The 16,325-nt window shown below is 67.5% G+C and carries 16 protein-coding genes and 4 tRNA genes; 8 read left to right on the forward strand and 12 right to left on the reverse strand.

Going from position 1 to position 16,325, the window contains the following annotated elements; translation table 11 throughout:
* Positions 1-7 precede the first annotated feature (7 nt).
* Positions 8-706 (forward strand): hydrogen peroxide-dependent heme synthase, encoded by a 699-nt coding sequence (gene hemQ / locus ACT26F_RS03860; RefSeq protein ID WP_471669173.1) that lies wholly within the window; start codon positions 8-10, stop codon positions 704-706.
* 67 nt (positions 707-773) lie between these two features.
* On the opposite strand, the gene ACT26F_RS03865 is transcribed toward hemQ, so the two are convergent.
* The 5 genes from ACT26F_RS03865 to ACT26F_RS03885 form a co-directional block, all read right to left on the reverse strand.
* Positions 774-1,469, reverse strand: coding sequence for a hypothetical protein (locus tag ACT26F_RS03865; RefSeq protein WP_471669174.1), 696 nt, complete (start codon positions 1,467-1,469; stop codon positions 774-776).
* Positions 1,466-2,023, reverse strand: a complete 558-nt coding sequence (locus ACT26F_RS03870; RefSeq protein ID WP_471669175.1) for a DUF6318 family protein — start codon at positions 2,021-2,023, stop codon at positions 1,466-1,468. Before ACT26F_RS03870 ends, ACT26F_RS03865 begins: the two co-directional genes overlap by 4 nt.
* Positions 2,024-2,236: 213 nt before the next feature.
* Positions 2,237-2,647 (reverse strand): peptide-methionine (R)-S-oxide reductase MsrB, encoded by a 411-nt coding sequence (gene msrB, locus ACT26F_RS03875; protein WP_471669176.1) that lies wholly within the window; start codon positions 2,645-2,647, stop codon positions 2,237-2,239.
* The gene (locus ACT26F_RS03880) at positions 2,644-3,141 is read right to left on the reverse strand and encodes a universal stress protein (RefSeq protein WP_471669177.1); all 498 of its coding nucleotides are present in this window, start codon (positions 3,139-3,141) and stop codon (positions 2,644-2,646) included. The genes msrB and ACT26F_RS03880 overlap by 4 nt, the downstream gene beginning before the upstream one ends.
* Before the next feature lie 9 nt (positions 3,142-3,150).
* On the reverse strand, positions 3,151-3,861 hold the full coding sequence (locus tag ACT26F_RS03885; RefSeq protein WP_471669178.1) for a pyrimidine reductase family protein: 711 nt from the start codon (positions 3,859-3,861) through the stop codon (positions 3,151-3,153).
* Positions 3,862-3,899: 38 nt separating this feature from the next.
* On the opposite strand from ACT26F_RS03885, the gene ACT26F_RS03890 reads away from it, so the two are divergent.
* A complete protein-coding gene (locus ACT26F_RS03890; RefSeq protein ID WP_471669179.1) occupies positions 3,900-4,745 on the forward strand; it encodes a PPK2 family polyphosphate kinase in 846 nt (281 codons plus the stop codon).
* Positions 4,746-4,748: 3 nt separating this feature from the next.
* Here ACT26F_RS03890 and ACT26F_RS03895 read toward each other — a convergent pair whose 3' ends face one another.
* The 4 genes from ACT26F_RS03895 to ACT26F_RS03910 form a co-directional block, all read right to left on the reverse strand.
* Positions 4,749-5,510, reverse strand: coding sequence for a sirohydrochlorin chelatase (locus ACT26F_RS03895; protein ID WP_471669180.1), 762 nt, complete (start codon positions 5,508-5,510; stop codon positions 4,749-4,751).
* Positions 5,507-5,686 (reverse strand): hypothetical protein, encoded by a 180-nt coding sequence (locus ACT26F_RS03900; protein ID WP_471669181.1) that lies wholly within the window; start codon positions 5,684-5,686, stop codon positions 5,507-5,509. Before ACT26F_RS03900 ends, ACT26F_RS03895 begins: the two co-directional genes overlap by 4 nt.
* On the reverse strand, positions 5,683-7,359 hold the full coding sequence (locus ACT26F_RS03905; protein WP_471669182.1) for a nitrite/sulfite reductase: 1,677 nt from the start codon (positions 7,357-7,359) through the stop codon (positions 5,683-5,685). The genes ACT26F_RS03900 and ACT26F_RS03905 overlap by 4 nt, the downstream gene beginning before the upstream one ends.
* A gap of 274 nt (positions 7,360-7,633) precedes the next feature.
* Positions 7,634-9,277 (reverse strand): acyl-CoA dehydrogenase family protein, encoded by a 1,644-nt coding sequence (locus tag ACT26F_RS03910; protein WP_471669183.1) that lies wholly within the window; start codon positions 9,275-9,277, stop codon positions 7,634-7,636.
* A gap of 299 nt (positions 9,278-9,576) precedes the next feature.
* Here ACT26F_RS03910 and ACT26F_RS03915 point away from each other — a divergent pair, with 299 nt between their 5' ends.
* The gene (locus tag ACT26F_RS03915; RefSeq protein WP_471669184.1) at positions 9,577-10,152 is read left to right on the forward strand and encodes a hypothetical protein; all 576 of its coding nucleotides are present in this window, start codon (positions 9,577-9,579) and stop codon (positions 10,150-10,152) included.
* A gap of 79 nt (positions 10,153-10,231) precedes the next feature.
* Here the strand turns inward: ACT26F_RS03915 and ACT26F_RS03920 are convergent.
* Both ACT26F_RS03920 and ACT26F_RS03925 read right to left on the reverse strand, forming a co-directional pair.
* Positions 10,232-10,306 (reverse strand) — tRNA-Val (locus ACT26F_RS03920).
* 80 nt (positions 10,307-10,386) lie between these two features.
* Positions 10,387-11,220 (reverse strand): aminotransferase class IV, encoded by an 834-nt coding sequence (locus ACT26F_RS03925; RefSeq protein WP_471669185.1) that lies wholly within the window; start codon positions 11,218-11,220, stop codon positions 10,387-10,389.
* Between the two features lie 82 nt (positions 11,221-11,302).
* Here ACT26F_RS03925 and ACT26F_RS03930 point away from each other — a divergent pair.
* From ACT26F_RS03930 to ACT26F_RS03940, 3 genes are all read left to right on the forward strand, one after another.
* A tRNA-Gly gene (locus ACT26F_RS03930) sits at positions 11,303-11,374 on the forward strand.
* Between the two features lie 29 nt (positions 11,375-11,403).
* A tRNA-Cys gene (locus ACT26F_RS03935) sits at positions 11,404-11,474 on the forward strand.
* Positions 11,475-11,495: 21 nt separating this feature from the next.
* Positions 11,496-11,567, forward strand: a tRNA-Val gene (locus ACT26F_RS03940).
* Between the two features lie 153 nt (positions 11,568-11,720).
* Here the strand turns inward: ACT26F_RS03940 and ACT26F_RS03945 are convergent.
* Positions 11,721-11,918 (reverse strand): helix-turn-helix transcriptional regulator, encoded by a 198-nt coding sequence (locus ACT26F_RS03945; RefSeq protein ID WP_471669186.1) that lies wholly within the window; start codon positions 11,916-11,918, stop codon positions 11,721-11,723.
* A gap of 481 nt (positions 11,919-12,399) precedes the next feature.
* On the opposite strand from ACT26F_RS03945, the gene ACT26F_RS03950 reads away from it, so the two are divergent.
* Complete coding sequence (locus ACT26F_RS03950; RefSeq protein WP_471669187.1) at positions 12,400-13,365, forward strand: AAA family ATPase; 966 nt, start codon at positions 12,400-12,402, stop codon at positions 13,363-13,365.
* 376 nt (positions 13,366-13,741) lie between these two features.
* A complete protein-coding gene (locus ACT26F_RS03955) occupies positions 13,742-15,898 on the forward strand; it encodes a S8 family peptidase (protein WP_471669188.1) in 2,157 nt (718 codons plus the stop codon).
* Positions 15,899-16,325: the final 427 nt, after the last annotated feature.

The following is a 16,325-nucleotide window of genomic DNA, read 5'->3' on the forward strand; positions in this document are numbered from 1 at the left end:
TGGACCCATGAGCTCCCACGACGTCGATGCCGAGAAGATCAACGCCACCATCCGCTACGCCATGTACTCGGTGTTCCGGGTCGAGCGGCCGCTGGCCGACGGCGACCGGGCGGCGATGGCCGGCGAGGTCGATGCGCTGATCGCGAAGCTGCGCGGCGACGACGTCGTCGTGCGCGGCACCTACGACGTCAGCGGCATGCGCGCCGATGCCGACCTCATGGTCTGGTGGCACGCGCCGACCGCCGACGCCCTGCAGGACGCCTACAACGCGCTCAGGCGCACCGAGCTGGGTTCGCACCTGGCGCCGGTGTGGTCGAACGTGGGCCTGCACCGTCCCGCCGAGTTCAACCGGTCGCACGTGCCGGCGTTCCTCGCCGACGAGTCCGCGGGCCGCTACCTGTGCGTCTACCCGTTCGTGCGCTCCTACGAGTGGTACCTGCTGCCGGAGGCCGAGCGCCGCCAGATGCTCCGCGAGCACGGCGAGGCCGCCCGCGACTACGCCGACGTCCGCGCCAACACGATCGCCTCGTTCGCTCTCGGCGACTACGAGTGGCTGCTGGCCTTCGAGGCCGACGAGCTGCACCGCATCGTCGACCTCATGCGTGAGCTGCGCGCCGTCGACGCCCGCCGCCACGTCCGCGAGGAACTCCCCTTCTACACGGGCCGCGCCCTGTCCCTGACCGAGCTGACGGCCCTCTGGCCCTGACGGGGGACGGATCTTTCTGCCTTTGGGTGGCCATAGCCACCCGAAGGCATCAAGATCCGTCGCGACTTCAGCGGGTGAGGACGGGTCGCGCCTCGCGGACGCGTAGTGCCGTGGTGGGCCCGGTGGCGGTGATGGTGGCGTCGAGGTCCTGCCAGGCGTTGTCGTCGATCCGGTAGGTGACCGTGTAAGTGACGTCGACGCTGGCGCCGAGCTGGCCTGGCTGCCGGTAGTGGTGGGTGATGTCGGTGGCGGGGTAGGCGCGACCGGGCGTGCTGGTGGTCTGGGTCGTGCCGTCGCCGTGGTGCCAGGTGAACCTCGATGGTTCGGCCCGCAGTTCCACGGTCGAGTCGAGGATCTGCACGGTGGCCTCGAAGGGGTCCGCTGTCGTGTGGAAGATCGTGTCGAGGTTCACCAAGGTGGTGCCCGGCGGCTGGATCTGTGTGGTGAGGAGCGGCAGGCCGACGCGTTTGACGGCCCGCTCGACGTCGCCCGGCGTGACCTCCGGCCCGGTCGTCGGGGCCGGGTCCTCGGGCATCACGCAATCGTCGGTGTTGGGGAAGGCGCCCTCGGGCCTGCAGGCAAGGGGCTCCGGCACGTGGACGACTGGTTGATCCGCAATGGGGCGCGTGATCCCTGGAACCTCAGGCTTTCGAGGTGCCGTCGTCTCGACTCCTTCGAAAATCAGGCCGGGTTTGTAGGGGTCCGGACTAACGTCCGCGCCAAATCCCAAGACGCCGGTCAGTGCGATTGCGGCGATGATCATTTGAGGCCGCCGAGTCCGAATTGGGTGATGGTCCAACCGTCGTTGAAGACGAGTCCAAGCGTGACCTTCGAGGAACTCTGTTCTACGGGTTGTTCGGGTGCAGTCGACGCCGTCTTTATTGTTCCCGGGCCCATCGAGAGCTCGGTTGTGTAGAAGGATTCCTCGCCGATCTGGTCGTTCCAGCGGAGTTCTGACTCCTTTGCCTTGGACCAGTCGCGTTGAGTCGACCAGCCACCACTTGACTTGACGCGTTCGAAAAGATCGACGTACCTCATGCAGCCTTCGCATGAATGCGCGGAAAGTTCGCGGAGTCTCTCCGTGTCGCCGGTGTAAGCCGCGTACTGGAGAACTTCGATGTAGTGGCCGACGAAGGTCGACGCCCCGTTCGCCGAAAACTCCGTGGCCACCTCCGGCATGGGAGGGAGGGTCGCGTCAGGATTTGCGGGCGTGGTCGCCGCGGTGGTCGGTTCGACCGGGGGCGGCTTCTTCTCGCTGCACGAACTCAACGACAGTGCGAGGACGCACGTGATGACGACGGAGCCCAGTGGACGCATCGGTTCCCCCTGAATCGATGTTGTGAACCCGAGTTGCAGGAACCCTAGCGGGGGAGTCAGGGGTGCGTCAGCCCCGTGTGCTCGTCCTGTGGACAAGGCGACCAGGGGACCGTGGGGACACGGAACTTGATGCGTTTGGGTGGCTATACCCACCCAAACGCATCAAGATCGGTCGCCCGAAGGCATAAAGATCCGTTCCCCCTGGGGCGCGGGTCAGTCGGCGTCGAGGGAGAGGGCGATGCCGTTGATGCAGTAGCGCAGGTCGGTGGGGGTGTCGAAGCCCTCGCCCTTGAAGACGTGGCCGAGGTGGGAGCCGCAGTTGGCGCAGCGGACCTCGGTCCGGGTCATGCCGAGGGTGGAGTCCTCGATGTACTCGACGCTGTCGCCGGCCAGCGGCGTGTAGAAGGCGGGCCAGCCGCAGTGGGCGTCGAACTTGGTCTCGCTGCGGAAGAGTTCCGCGTTGCACGCGCGGCAGCGGTAGACGCCGACGGTCGGGTCGGTCTCGTACTCGCTGCTGAAGGGTCGTTCCGTGCCGGCCTCGCGCAGGACGTGGTACTCGGACGCGCTCAGCTCCTCACGCCACTGCTCGTCGGTCTTGTCGATGCCGTAGGTCTTGTCGTTCACAGTTCCGCCTGCTCGTCGAAGGTGAAGTGTTCCAACAGGTGCAACGTCGGAACCTCCAGTTTTCTTCTCGCTCGGGAGGTCCAGTCGAGCTTGAGGAACTCGCGGACCACGTGCGGCTCGGTGAGGATGATGACCTCGTCGCAGGAGAACTCGTTCACGACGTCGACGAGACCATCGATCGGGTCGTACTCGACGAGCTTCGTCGTGACCTTCTGGCCGCGGGCGATCAGCAGGGCGGCGGAGGCGTCGAGCTCCTGCTGGCCATCGGCCCGCAGCTCGTTCTCCATGCGGGTGTACTCGGCCGGCTCCTCGAGCGGGACGAACTGGGCCCCGCCGAAGGCCGTCATCGAGGCGCTCAGCGCCGCCGGGGACGAGTCCACGGGCAGCAGCATGTGATAGCTGACGTCGTCGTCGACACCTTCGTGCAGGGCGAGGATCTGGTCGGCGTCGAGGTCGATGAGCTGGCGTTCGACCAGCAGGGCCACGTTGTACATGGCTCCAGCCTAGGCCCCTGCCGCGGCGCGGGACCGGTCGCGCACCCAACGCGTCAACAGGACGCCGTCGTCGTCGATCGCATGCCCCAGCCGCATGCGGCGCAGGGCGGCCGGAGCGCCGTCCGAGATGCGCTTCGCGCTGCCTCCGATCAGGTGCGGCGAGACGGTCAGGCAGACCTCCTCGACCAGGTCCTGGTCGATGAGCGAGCCGTGCAGGGACGGTCCGCCCTCGCACAGGATGCGGGTCAGCCCGCGGACCATGAAGCCGTCCAGGACCGCGGCCCAGTCGATCTCGCCCTCGCCCGCGACGAGCACGTCGACCTTCTCGGCGAGCCGGTGCCGGGCCTCGTCGGGCGATGCGGCACACGTGATCACGACGACGCCCGGAGCGAGCAGCGCGTCGGGGACGTCGAGCCGGCGGCTGACCACGGCGAGCGTCGGCACGGGTGCCCGTCCTTCGCGCAGTTCGGGGTGCAGGGAGTCCGCGGTGATCGGGCGGTAGCCCTCCGCGCGCACCGTCCCCGCGCCGACCAGCACGACGTCGCACAGGCTGCGCAGGACCTTGAACGTGGCGAGGTCCTGCTCGCCGCCGAGATCGCCGGAGACGCCGTCGGGATCCTGCGCTGCGCCGTCGATCGACGCGACGAAGTTCGACCGCAGCCACGGCAGGTCGGTGTCGGGGTAGGCGTACAGGTCGGCGAGTTCAGCGGCGTCCGGCATGGCATCACCCTAGGTCGCGCTGGGGCATACTGCCGGTCATGAGCGATCTGCGTTCCGTCCTGTCCACGCACGGCCCGATCAGCCTCGCCGACCGGCCGTCCGACGAGAAACTCGGACTGGAGGGCAAGCGCCGCGACGCCGAGAAGGCCATGCCGAAGATCGGCGAACGACTCATGGACCTGCAGGAGCGGCTGTTCGCGAACGGCCGCGCCGAGACCACCGACCGCAGGATCCTGCTGCTCCTGCAGGGCATGGACACCTCCGGCAAGGGCGGGACGGTGCGCCACGTCGCCGGGCTCGTCGACCCGCAGGGCCTGCGGATCGTCTCGTTCAAGGCGCCGACGAAGGAGGAGCTGTCCCACGATTTCCTGTGGCGGATCGGCAGGAACCTGCCCGAGCCGGGCATGCTGGGCGTCTTCGACCGCTCGCACTACGAGGACGTGCTGATCGCCCGCGTGCGCGAGCTGGCGTCCCCCGAGGAGATCGAACGCCGCTACGACGCGATCAACGCCTTCGAGCAGGAGTTCACGGACGGCGGGGGAGTGCTGCTCAAGTGCTTCCTGCACATCAGCGCCGACGACGAGCGCGAACGACTCGCCGAGCGGCTCGACGACCCGACCAAGTACTGGAAGTACAACCCGGGCGACCTCGACGAGCGCGCGCTGTGGCCGCAGTACCGACGGGCCTACGAGATCGCGCTCGAGCGCTGCTCGACCGAGGCCGCCCCGTGGTACGTCGTACCCGCGGGGCGCAAGTGGTACCGCAACTGGGCGATCGCGACGCTCCTCGAGGAGACGCTCACCGATCTGGACCTCGAGTGGCCGAAGGCCGACTTCGACGTCGAGGCCGAGAAGCAGAGGCTCTCGGCCTCGACGATCGAATAGTCGTCAGACCCCGGCGAACAGCGCGTCCATCGGGACGAGGTCGACCGCGCCCACCGCGTAGCGGGCGAGGATGACCTCGGCGACCTCGTCGGCCGCTCCGAGCGGCTCGGCGACGGCCACCGCGCCGGCCTCGTACGCCAGCTCCTTGACCCGGTCGGGCAGGACGCCCGGAGCCAGGAACAGGGTGCCGACGGCGATGTGCCGGCGACCGTCGGCGCGGTGCGCGCGGACGGCCTCACTGGCTGCCGGCGGGACGCTCGACGCGAACGCCGCGATCGTCGGCAGCTTGTGGTGCGAGCCCCACGCGCGGGCGGCGCGTGAGATCACGGCGTTGGCCAGCGCATCGGACGAGCCGGCGCCGGCGAGCACGAGGGCATCGAGCTCGCGGACGCGGTTCTCGCGCAGCGCCTCGCGCAGCCGGCGGTCGAGGACGTTGAAGAAGGCGCCCTCGATGCCGAGGACCTTCGTGACCTCGATCTTGACGTCGTGCTTCGCCGAGGCGGCTGCCGCGGCCTGCGGCACGTCGACCTTGGCGTGGTAGGCGTCGGTCAGCAGCAGCGGGACGACGACGATCTCGCCGAAGCCCTCGGCCGCGAGCCGGCCGACGACCTCGTCGAAGCCGGGGCCGCACAGGTCGAGGAATGCCTCCTCGATCCTCAGGTCGGGGCGCATGCAGCGCGCCACCTCCGTGAGGGCCTTGATGGTCTCTGCCGAGCGAGCGTCGCGGCTTCCGTGAGCCAGGGCGATCAGTGCGGGTGCGGTCATCGTGCATTCCTCCCTTCCGGGGTCGAGGTCGTGCTGGTGGCCAGGTGGCCGATGAAACTCAGGCGGAACGAGCGCAGGCAGCTGCGACATTCCCATTCGCCGTGCGTCTGGCCGTGCGGACGCAGGTCCTCGTCGGCGCAGTACGGGCAGTGGTAGGGGACGAGACGCTCGGTCATCGCAGCACTTCCTCGTCGGCACGGGCGACCCAGTGGGCGAAGGACTCGCCGCCGTCGCGGTTGGCCAGGTAGGTGCGCGAGAGCTTCTCGACGTAGTGCGGCAGCTCGTCGCCGGTCACCTTGTGGGCCCGCAGCTTGCGGCCGAACCCGGCGTCGAGACCGAGCGCGCCGCCCAGGTGCACCTGGAAGCCCTCGACCTGGTTGCCCTCCTCGTCGAGCACGAGCTGGCCCTTCAGGCCGATGTCGGCCGTCTGGATGCGGGCGCACGAGTTGGGGCAACCGTTGACGTTGATCGTGATCGGGGTGTCGAGCTCGGGGACGCGCTGCTCGAGCTCGTCGATGAGGCTCGCGGCGCGGTCCTTGGTGTTGACGATCGCGAGCTTGCAGAACTCGATGCCGGTGCACGCCATCGTGTGCTGGCGCCACTGGGACGGGCGGGCGTGCAGGCCGAGCGCCGCGAGTGCGTCGACGAGCGACTCGACCCGGTCCTCCTCGACGTCCAGGACGACGATCTTCTGCATGGGCGTCAGGGCCACGCGGCCGGAGCCGTGCGCCTCGACGACGTCGGCGAGCTGGTTCAGCAGGGTGCCCGAGATGCGACCGACCGTCGTGGCGGCGCCGACGTAGTAGCGGCCGTCGACCTGGCGGTGGACGCCGACGTGGTCGGTCGGCGTGCCCGGGACCTCGGGGGCCTCGAGGTCGACGAGGGTGCGCTCGAGGTACTTGGTCTCGAGCACCTCGCGGAACTTCTCGATGCCCCAGTCGGCGACGAGGAACTTCAGGCGGGCTCGCGAGCGCAGCCGGCGGTAGCCGTAGTCGCGGAAGATGCTGACGATGCCCTCCCACACCTGCGGGACCTCGTCGATCGGCACCCACGCGCCGAGCCGCTTGGCCAGGTGCGGGTTGGTGGACAGGCCACCGCCGACCCACACGTCGAAGCCCGCGCCGTGCTCGGGGTGGATCGCCCCGATGAAGGCGACGTCGTTGATCTGCGGCACGACGTCGTGTCCGGGGTGTCCGCTGATCGCGGTCTTGAACTTGCGCGGCAGGTTCGAGAAGTTGCGGTCGCCGATGTAGCGGCTCTCGATCGCGTCGATCGCCGGGCGGCCGTCGATCAGCTCGTCCGCGGAGACGCCGGCGACGGGGGAGCCGAGGATGACGCGCGGGCAGTCGCCGCACGCCTCCTGCGTGGACAGGCCGACCGACTCGAGCCGCTCCCAGATCGTCGGGACGTCGCGCACGTCGATCCAGTGGTACTGGATGTTCTGGCGGTCGGTGACGTCGGCGCTGTCGCGGGCGAAGTCGACCGAGATGTCGGCGATCGTGCGCAGCTGCTCGAGGGTCAGCTGGCCACCGTCGATGCGCACACGCAGCATGAAGTAGCGGTCGTCGAGCTCCTCGGGCTCGAGCGTCGCGGTCTTGCCGCCGTCGATGCCGGCCTTGCGCTGGGTGTAGAGGCCCCACCAGCGGAAGCGGCCGCGCAGGTCACCGGGATCGATGCTGTCGAAGCCGCGGTGCGCGTAGATGTTCTCGATCCGGGCCCGCACGTTCAGCGGGTTGTCATCCTTCTTCGACTGCTCGTTCGCGTTGAGCGGCTCGCGGTAACCGAGCGCCCACTGGCCCTCGCCCTTACGGCGGCGAGGACGGGCAGGTGCGGAGGAGGTGGTGGTCATGTCTGCTCTCTGTTGCGAAACGGTGCGCGGTCGTCGTCGACCCGGCGCTGGGGACTGCGTCAGCAGTGAGGGAGAGGTTCAAAGACACATCATCGAGCGCGCACGACCGAGGTCCACGTGGAGACGTTCCACGAGCCAGACGGGGTGTGCGGCGAGCATGCCGACAGTTTGGCCGCGTGGATGGGCAGGGGACAAACCCGAATCCCACAATGTGGGACAAAGCGCCGTATCGTGAGACGCGCCGAGGGCGACTTCCCGGAATACCGGGGAAAAGTCAGACCGCCGGCTGAGCCCGATCGACGATCGGTCTGAGCTCCAGACCGGACGGCAGGGTGCCGAACGTGCCCGCCCACTCACCGCCGAGCCGCGAGGCGCAGAACGCGTCGGCCACGGCGGGGGTGGAGTACCGCAGCAGCAGCGAGCCCTGCAGGATCGCGGCCATCCGCGAGGCCAGCCAGCGGGCTCCGGCCTCGGCGTCGACCGGATCGGCGAGCCGGCGCAGCACCTCGTCGACCGCCGCGTCGAGGCGGGCGTCCTCGCCGCGGACCGTGCCGACCTCGGTGCGCCACGCCTCCAGGGTCTCGGGCTCGCGCGACAGGGCGCGCAACACGTCGAGCGCGTTGACGTTGCCGCTGCCCTCCCAGATCGAGTTGAGCGGCGACTCGCGGAACAGCAGCGGCATGCCGGACTCCTCGGCGTACCCGTTGCCGCCGAGGCACTCCAGGGCCTCGCCGACCATCATCGGCGTGCGCTTGCAGACCCAGTACTTCTCCAGGGCCAGGCCGATGCGCCGCAGCGCCTGCTCGTGCGGGTCGTCGCGCCGGTCGATCGCGGCCGCGAGGCGCAGCCCGGCGAGCATCCCGGCCTCGGACTCGATCGCGAGGTCGGCCAGGACGCCGACCATCGCCGGCTGGTCGATGAGCCGCGCGCCGAACGCCGAGCGGTGCCGGGCGTGCCATGCGGCCTCGGCGAAGGCCTTGCGCATGATCGACGCCGAACCGAGGATGCAGTCCATCCGGGTGGCCGACACCATCTCGATGATGGTGCGGATGCCGCGGCCCTCCTCGCCCAGGCGCACGGCCCACGTGTCGTCGAACTCCAGCTCACTGGACGCATTGGACTTGTTGCCGAGCTTGTCCTTGAGCCGGACGATCGTGAGCGGGTTGCGGGTGCCGTCGGGGAGGACCCGCGGCACGACGAAGCACGTCGATCCCGCGTCGGTCTGGGCGAGCACGAGGAAGACGTCGTTCATGGCCGCGGAGGTGAACCACTTGTGGCCGGTCAGGCGGTACTCGCCGGGGACGTTCGTGTTCTTCGCGATCGTGCTGTTGACCCGCAGGTCGGAGCCGCCCTGCTTCTCGGTCATGCCCATGCCCGCGAGCAGGCCAGCCTTCTCCTGCGGCGCCCGCAGGCCGAAGTCGTAGGTGGTCGAGGCCAGTCCGGGCGTCCACTGGGCGGCGAGGGCGTCGTCGGCGCGGAGAGCGGGAACGACGGCGTACGTCATCGTGATCGGGCACATGTGGCCCTGCTCGACCTGACCCCACGTGTAGAAGCCCGCGGCGCGGCGCAGGTGGGCCACGGGGTCGTCGCTCGTCCACGGCGACGCGGTGAGACCGAACCCGACCCCCTTGTCCATGAGCCAGTGCCAGGAGGGATGGAACCGGATCTCGTCGACGCGCCGGCCGTACCGGTCGACGGGGACGTGCACGGGCGGGTACTCGTTCGCCAGGTGCCAGTGCTCGCGGGCCTCAGCGGTGCCGGCGAGTGCGCCGATCGGCTCGAGGTACGTGCGGACGGCGCCCGCGTGCTCGCCCGCCATCGCCGCGACCGCATCCTGCAACGGGGTGTCCGCATTCGCGATGTTCACGTCGTCGAACGGGACGGCCTGGTTCACGGGGATGCGCTGCACGGGATCCATGGGGTCACGGTACTTCGGGCGTCGGACGTCGTGGTCGGGCGTCGGAGGGTCCGTTCCGGTGAGGGGCTGCCCGTGGCCCGCGAAACGTGCCACCATGGATTCACCCGTGTCGCGGAGACCCCGAGATTTCGCGCATGGGGGAGAGGCGCCCAGGTCTGCACCCGAGATTCCAGCAGCCTGGGCGCTTCCTTTCGGGGCGGCCCGAGTTTCGAGGGTGCGGGCATCGGCGTAGACGCCCCACCAAGGCCGTGACATGGGACTCTGGGGCTCATGGACGCACCGGATCCCGCGAATCGGACATGACCGCACCTCCCGAGGTCCTTCTGCTCTCGAAGGACCGCGAGGTGACCTGGCTGGAAAGCCGAGGCACCTTGCGGCGCGTCGCAGGACCCACGCTCTCCGTGAGGCCGGGCGAGTCCCTCACGTGGTTCGACCCGCTCGACGGACGTCCGCAACTGACGTCGCTCACCATGCCGGGAGAGCTCCCGACCTTCGCGACGGCGGTCGAGTGGCCCCCGGGCCGTCCTCAGGGGCTGTCCGGAGCAGCCTTGTGCGTGGGCCACGCTCGGAACGTCCGAAGGTGGCAAGCGGACGAGGGCTCGTTCTCGATCGACCGTGGGCTGGGTTGTCTGGTCCTGACCTCCCACCAGGAGGAGATCGCCGAGCGGTTGCGAGACCTGCCCACCGTGTTCGCCGTGCTGGCGGCCGTCCGCGACTCGCCGATCCACCCCCTGTCGGTCGACGGTCAGGTCGTCGGGCTGGCCTTCCACTGCGGCATGGGGGCGAGTACCAACCAGGTGTTGACCGGGCTCGACGCGAGGGGCCGCGCTGTCGCCGTCCTCGCGGACCTTGATCTCCTCCACGGCGCACGATGACAACGCCTCCCACCCCACGCAACGGACCAGGAGCGAAATGCGAAAGTCCCGGAATCGCGGGGATTCCGGGACTTTCTGGTGGTGGGCGATACTGGGTTCGAACCAGTGACCTCTTCGGTGTGAACGAAGCGCGCTACCACTGCGCCAATCGCCCCGTGCACTCGCGCGGAGTGCGACGACCACCTTAACGCACGTGCGCCGCGGACCTGAAACCAGGACCCGCCCGGTGCCGGGTCAGGGGTCGACGTCCTCGGCCATGCGGCGGTCCCAGATCTCGCGGGCGCGGGCGGTCAGCGGCCCGGGAGCGGGCAGTTCGCGGTCGTCGACGCGCTCGATGCCCTGGACCATGCGCGTCGTGCCGATGAGCATCACCTCGTCCGCCTCACGCAGGACCTCCAGCGGGGCGTCGCGCTCGACCACGTCCAGCTCGTCGGCGAGCCATGCGAGCGCGAGGGCCCGGGTGATTCCCGCGAGGCAGCCGGACTCGAGCGTGGGCGTGACGATCTGTCCGTCCAGGACGTACATGATGTTCGATCCGGTGCCCTCGCAGAGCGCTCCGCGCGTGTTCGCCATGACGGCCTCGGAGGCGCCACGGGCGTGGGCGTACTCGACCATCTTGGCGTTCTCGGCGTACGAAGTCGTCTTCAGCCCGGCCAGCGCGCCCCGTTCGTTGCGCACCCACGGCACGGTCGCGATCACGCTGACGGGAGGTGGCTGGTCGCACGGCTCCGTGACCACGACGTGAGTGAGCGGACCGTCCCCCCGGGGCGAGCCAAGCGGGCCCGAGCCCGACGTCACGGTGATCCGGATCCGGCCGAAGGGCAGGTCCTGACCTTCCGAGGTCGCCGCGACGCCCTCGCGCACGAGGTCGAGGTCCGGCTCGGCGATGCCGAGCCCGGCGGCCGACCGCGCGAGCCGCTCGAGGTGGCGCGTCAGCGCGAACGGTTGCCCGCGCACCACCGCCACCGTCTCGAACACGCCGTCGCCCACGACGAGCCCGTGGTCGAGCACGCTGATCGCCCGATCGTGCGGGGATTCCAGTAGTGCACCGTCGATCCAGGCCTTCATGTCTCGACCATATGCCGACCCGGTTTTGGATGCTCGCTCTCGATCGGCTAATGTTTCTTGTCGGCCGGTTGAACGGCCAAATGCGGATGTGGCTCAGTGGTAGAGCATCACCTTGCCAAGGTGAGGGTCGCGGGTTCGAATCCCGTCATCCGCTCGGAGAGGGTCTCGCCGGACCCATCCAGCGGTGGGTTGGCCGAGAGGCGAGGCAACGGACTGCAAATCCGTTTACACGGGTTCAAATCCCGTACCCACCTCGCAGGACAACTCAACAGCACGGGCGATTGGCGCAGCGGTAGCGCGCTTCCCTGACACGGAAGAGGTCACTGGTTCAAACCCAGTATCGCCCACCCTCGAAATTCCCCGGAATCCCAGTGATTCCGTGGAATTTCTTTTTTGCTCGTGTCCAATATGTGTCCAATGATTTGCTCGCCGCGGGCGTTGTGGAACTCGACGCGACGCCTCCTGATGCCGGCCAGCAGGCTCGGAAGCCGTGCACCGCGTCACCATCCCACGGTGGGAATGCGACGCAGGGCGGCCTCGATGTCCTCCAGCCGGAGGCGGATGTGTCGGCCTCCGCACTGGTACGCGGGAATGGTTCCGTCGCTGATCCGCCGTCGAATCGTTTTCGTCGACATCGAAAGCATGTCTGCTGCCTCATCCAGGCTGATGTAAACCGGGAGCTGTCTTACCTTGGCCATCTTGTTCTCCTTCGCGCATGGAATTCATATGCGCGTTCACTTCGCCCGGAGTCCTCTGCTGAGAACTCCTGGGAGCTCGTGACACGGGCACACAGCTTAGGTGTGCAACGGAGACGCGGACTTCGCTTGCCGTCCGACGACGGACATGTCGGGCCGACACCCGACGGCCGAGTGGCCGAAAGCACAGGAAAGCGCGGTGAGTGCGCCGGGTTCGGCGAACAGCGGCATTCCGCCCAGAATGACGCACCTCGAACTGGCGACAAGCTAACGCCTTGAGCGGTCGAGGCGTCCCCTTTTGGGAATGCCAGCGGCATGCGCGCTTCCAAGCCACCGCATCGGCAGTCCGGCAGCAGCCTGACTCAGAGTGTCCCCGTCCAATCGAGCACGAGACCATGCGACCGGGCGTTGGCAGGCCTGCGAACGACGGATTCCGAGCTTGCGAGACCCTAGACTTGGATCACAACGAGGGAGGTGACGACCGATGGCAGGGACAAGCGAGCAGTTCAAGGCGATGGTGCGCTCACACGCCAACGGCGACGACGCTGCGTTCTACTCCGTCGCGTTGCAGGTCGCGGCGTCTGCCGCACGCAAGGGCCACAACAGACTCGCCGCCGACCTGAAGTCGGCAGTAGAGGCGTCCCGCACATCGCCGGCGGCGAAGGTCACGTCGATCGCCCGTCCGAAGGGGGATGTTGCGGACCTCGTTATCGCGTCCCACCCAACGGTCAGTTTGAAGGACTTGGTGCTACCGGCAGGGCTGGCCGCTCAGGTCTCGCGGATCCTGACTGAACAGCGGCAACGGAAGAACCTTCTGGACCATGGTTTCGCCCCTGCCCACAGGTTGCTGCTCGAAGGACCTCCGGGGACCGGTAAGACCATGACCGCTGCCGTGCTGGCACATGAGTTAGCTCTGCCGCTGCTGACGATCCGGCTGGACAGCCTGATGAGCAAGTTCATGGGTGAGACCGCGAGCAAGCTCCGCGTGCTTTTCGACGAAGCAGAGCAGCGACGCGCCGTCTACTTGTTCGACGAGTTCGACGCACTCGGTGGCGACCGCACAGGCAACGACGTCGGTGAGGCTCGCCGAATACTGAACTCATTCCTAGTGTTTCTGGAAAATAGCGGCGGCGAGAGCCTGATCATCGCTGCCACGAACCATCGTTCGATCCTCGACCGAGCGCTGTTCCGGCGCTTCGACATGGTGCTGGATTACGCCCTGCCCGATGCCAAGCAGGGCGCTGCGGTGATGCGTGGCCGGCTCGGCTCCCTAGGTAAGGGCGTTCGCTGGGCATCCTTGGCGCAGGCAATGGACGGACTCTCGCACGCCGATCTGGTCCGGGCCGCCGAGAGCGCCGCCAAGAGCGCGATCCTAAACGGGACCACGCCGATTACTATTGACGACCTGCGTACCGCCCTCGAGAGCCGGAAGTCCGGCACCATTGGCTGAGTCACGTGAGCATCTGAGCCATTTACTGGTCGATAACAGATCTACGGACGAAGAGTTTCGACGTCGCGGACGCGGGGACCCCCGGATCCGCCCCGTTGAGGACCGCGCGAGCCACGGTCGTGGCCGGCTGGATGAATTGCACTCAACGCTCGAGAGCAGCGAGGAGGCGCGCGCTGAGGTCCTCATTGACGCAGAGTTGCGTGCGCTCGGCGCGGTTGTGACCCTCGAAGGTCCGTTGGCTGATTACCCGATCGCGCTTGATCGACTGGAACGGCGGAGCTCGCACCGAAAGACACCGAAGCGCCCGAAGTGGTTGCTACTTTCGGTCCTACCACCGCAGTACGACGAGGGAGTCCCAGAGCGGGCGACGGTATGGGTGAACGACCTGTACCGCGCCGAGTTCCTGAAGCTCTTCGAGGAGTACCTGCATCTCAGCAGCGCCACCGGCACGCCACGCAACAACGAATTGGTTGCGAACATCGCGCGGATTCGTCAAACCGTGCTCGCAGACCTGTGGCAGTCCGATGGCTCGCCGCCCGCGACGGGAACATGGTGGTGGGAGTTGTGGTTACGCCCCGGACCCGAGGGGCGGGACCTGCTTCAACGGTTCGCGCAATCCCAGGCACTAAGGCTCTCTCCTCGCGTGCTTCGCCTGATTGATCGTGAAGTGAGTTGGATCGAAGCGTCTTGGGGTGATCTGCAGGTGCTTCCATTCACGGCGGTTCCAATCGCGGAGATCCGCAGACCCGAGTTCGTCGACACGATCGAGGACCTGGAGGTCGAGGAGCAGTCCGAGTATGTCGAGGAGTTGCTGGATCGGCTCCAGCCCGCCGATCAGACTGCTCCGGCGGTCTGCCACCTCGACACCGGCGTAGCCCGCACCCATGTTCTTCTCGCGGACTCGCTCGCCGCTAGCGATCTGCATACTGTGGTCGGTACAAGCGGATTCGATCGGGACGGCCACGGCACGAAGATGGCGGGCATTGCCCTCTACGGCGACCTTGACAGCCTCCTGACCGGGACGCAGCCCGTGATGTTGCGGCATCGACTCGAGTCGGTGCGCATCCTGCCGCATGGCAATGAGACGCGACACGATCCGGTGACCTACGGCGACGTGACCGCGCAGGCGGTCTCTCTCCCGGAGATCGTCTCCAGGCGCAACCGTGTGTTCTGCATGCCCGTGACCGCCATGAGCGACACGCCTGCCGTACCAGGTCAGCCGACCTTGTGGTCGGCGACCGTGGACGCGCTTGCCGCCGGCGCGAGTGTGGTACGTAACGGTGACGAGTTGGAGCTGATCTCGGCCCCCGACTCCGACTTGGCGCGCCTCCTAGTCGTTTCAGCGGGCAACGTAGATCACTACGTGGCCGATCACCTCAATTACTCGGACCTTTGTCCGGTCCAGGACCCTGCCCAGTCTTGGAACGCTCTCACCGTGGGCGCTCACACCGAGTTGGCGACCCCGCCGACGGATCCTTCATACTCGGGGTGGAATGTCGTCGCAGATGGCGGCGAACTGTCGCCGTACAGTCGGACTTCCCTGGCCTTTGGGAACAAGCCATGGCCGGTCAAGCCAGACATCGTCATGGAGGGCGGCAACGTCCTTCACGACGGTAACGGGCTGTTCGAGCCCGCCCACGCCGCGCTCTCGACGCGGACCACGGCCCACGCCAACACGCTCGCGCTCGACTCCGCACACGCGACCAGCGCGGCCACAGCGCAGGCCTCCCGGATCGCGGCTCTTGCGATGGCGACCTACCCGGACTACTGGCCAGAGACCATTCGCGCGCTTATTGTTCACGGCGCCGAGTGGACCCCGACCATGCGGACAGCAATTGACGCCGCACGCAAGAACGGCCGAAAGGCGCAACAGATGATGCTGCGGCGCTACGGGTGGGGCGTACCAGCTGAGGACCGAGTGCTCTTCTCTACCGGCCAAGCCGTCACTCTGGTCATTCAAGACGAATTTGTTCCGTTCGAGGGCGCCGACTACAAGATCCCCGCCTTCCGGCTTCACGATCTTCCCTGGCCGCAAGAAGCGCTCGAAGACATCGGCGACACCGGCGTCGATCTGCGCGTCACGCTCTCCTACTTTATCGAGCCAACCGCCTCTCGCCGCGGATGGCGCCAGCGATATCGCTACGCTTCCCACCAACTGCGGTTCGAAGTCCAGGACCCCCTGGAGAATGAATCCGAGTTCGTACAGCGGGTCAACCGCGACGCGCATACCGAAGAGGGCGGCGGACGACCCCACGCCGGCCAAGTGCAGTGGCTGATCGGCGCGAACCAGCGCAACCTCGGCTCGCTCCACCAAGACATTTGGAGCACCACCGGAATCGAGCTTGCCGGCTCCGGCAAGATTGCCGTCTACCCCGTCGGCGGATGGTGGAAGAACAGCGCAAGCAGATCGCGAGCCGATCGGCCGGTGCGCTACTCCCTCATCGTCTCTTTAAAGACGGCCAGCGAGGACGTCGACCTTTACACGCCCATCGCGAATACGCTGCGGGTCCCGACCGCGATTCCTGCAACCTGACGCAAGCCTCTCTCCGGCGCGACCTGACCCCGACATCTCGGGTATGAGTACTGACTACGAGTACGCAGATGCCTACCTCAACGCCATGGGCTGGCACAGTGACAGCGACAAGACTCAGGCCTACCAAGCAGCACGGCCCGAGATTCAGGTCCACTACGCCAAGTGCGCCGAGCTGCGAGTGATTGCGTCGACGGCCCACGTCCGCAACCTCCGGGAGTGGATTCTCGACGCACGAGCCGACGGGCACGACCTGTAGCGTTGTTGCCGCGTCCCCGACACTTATTCGCAGTTCGTTCGACACGTGCCCGTTGTTGGCTCTTCCAAGTGCATCACTGACATGAGCTGCGCCCGCGCAGACATCGCGTCGGTTCTGCATAGTGCGCCCCGGAATCTCCCCGACCATGCCGCGCCGAGGGCACAATCGAGG

Source organism: Aeromicrobium sp. SP1 (genome assembly GCF_055663785.1).

Coding starts and splice junctions, on each gene's coding strand:
- hemQ (WP_471669173.1), top strand. CDS start 8: ATGAGCTCCCACGACGTCGATGCCGAGAAGATCAACGCCACCATCCGC.
- ACT26F_RS03865 (WP_471669174.1), bottom strand. CDS start 1,469: ATGATCATCGCCGCAATCGCACTGACCGGCGTCTTGGGATTTGGCGCG.
- ACT26F_RS03870 (WP_471669175.1), bottom strand. CDS start 2,023: ATGCGTCCACTGGGCTCCGTCGTCATCACGTGCGTCCTCGCACTGTCG.
- ACT26F_RS03880 (WP_471669177.1), bottom strand. CDS start 3,141: ATGTACAACGTGGCCCTGCTGGTCGAACGCCAGCTCATCGACCTCGAC.
- ACT26F_RS03885 (WP_471669178.1), bottom strand. CDS start 3,861: ATGCCGGACGCCGCTGAACTCGCCGACCTGTACGCCTACCCCGACACC.
- ACT26F_RS03890 (WP_471669179.1), top strand. CDS start 3,900: ATGAGCGATCTGCGTTCCGTCCTGTCCACGCACGGCCCGATCAGCCTC.
- ACT26F_RS03895 (WP_471669180.1), bottom strand. CDS start 5,510: ATGACCGCACCCGCACTGATCGCCCTGGCTCACGGAAGCCGCGACGCT.
- ACT26F_RS03900 (WP_471669181.1), bottom strand. CDS start 5,686: ATGACCGAGCGTCTCGTCCCCTACCACTGCCCGTACTGCGCCGACGAG.
- ACT26F_RS03905 (WP_471669182.1), bottom strand. CDS start 7,359: ATGACCACCACCTCCTCCGCACCTGCCCGTCCTCGCCGCCGTAAGGGC.
- ACT26F_RS03910 (WP_471669183.1), bottom strand. CDS start 9,277: ATGGATCCCGTGCAGCGCATCCCCGTGAACCAGGCCGTCCCGTTCGAC.
- ACT26F_RS03915 (WP_471669184.1), top strand. CDS start 9,577: ATGACCGCACCTCCCGAGGTCCTTCTGCTCTCGAAGGACCGCGAGGTG.
- ACT26F_RS03925 (WP_471669185.1), bottom strand. CDS start 11,220: ATGAAGGCCTGGATCGACGGTGCACTACTGGAATCCCCGCACGATCGG.
- ACT26F_RS03945 (WP_471669186.1), bottom strand. CDS start 11,918: ATGGCCAAGGTAAGACAGCTCCCGGTTTACATCAGCCTGGATGAGGCA.
- ACT26F_RS03950 (WP_471669187.1), top strand. CDS start 12,400: ATGGCAGGGACAAGCGAGCAGTTCAAGGCGATGGTGCGCTCACACGCC.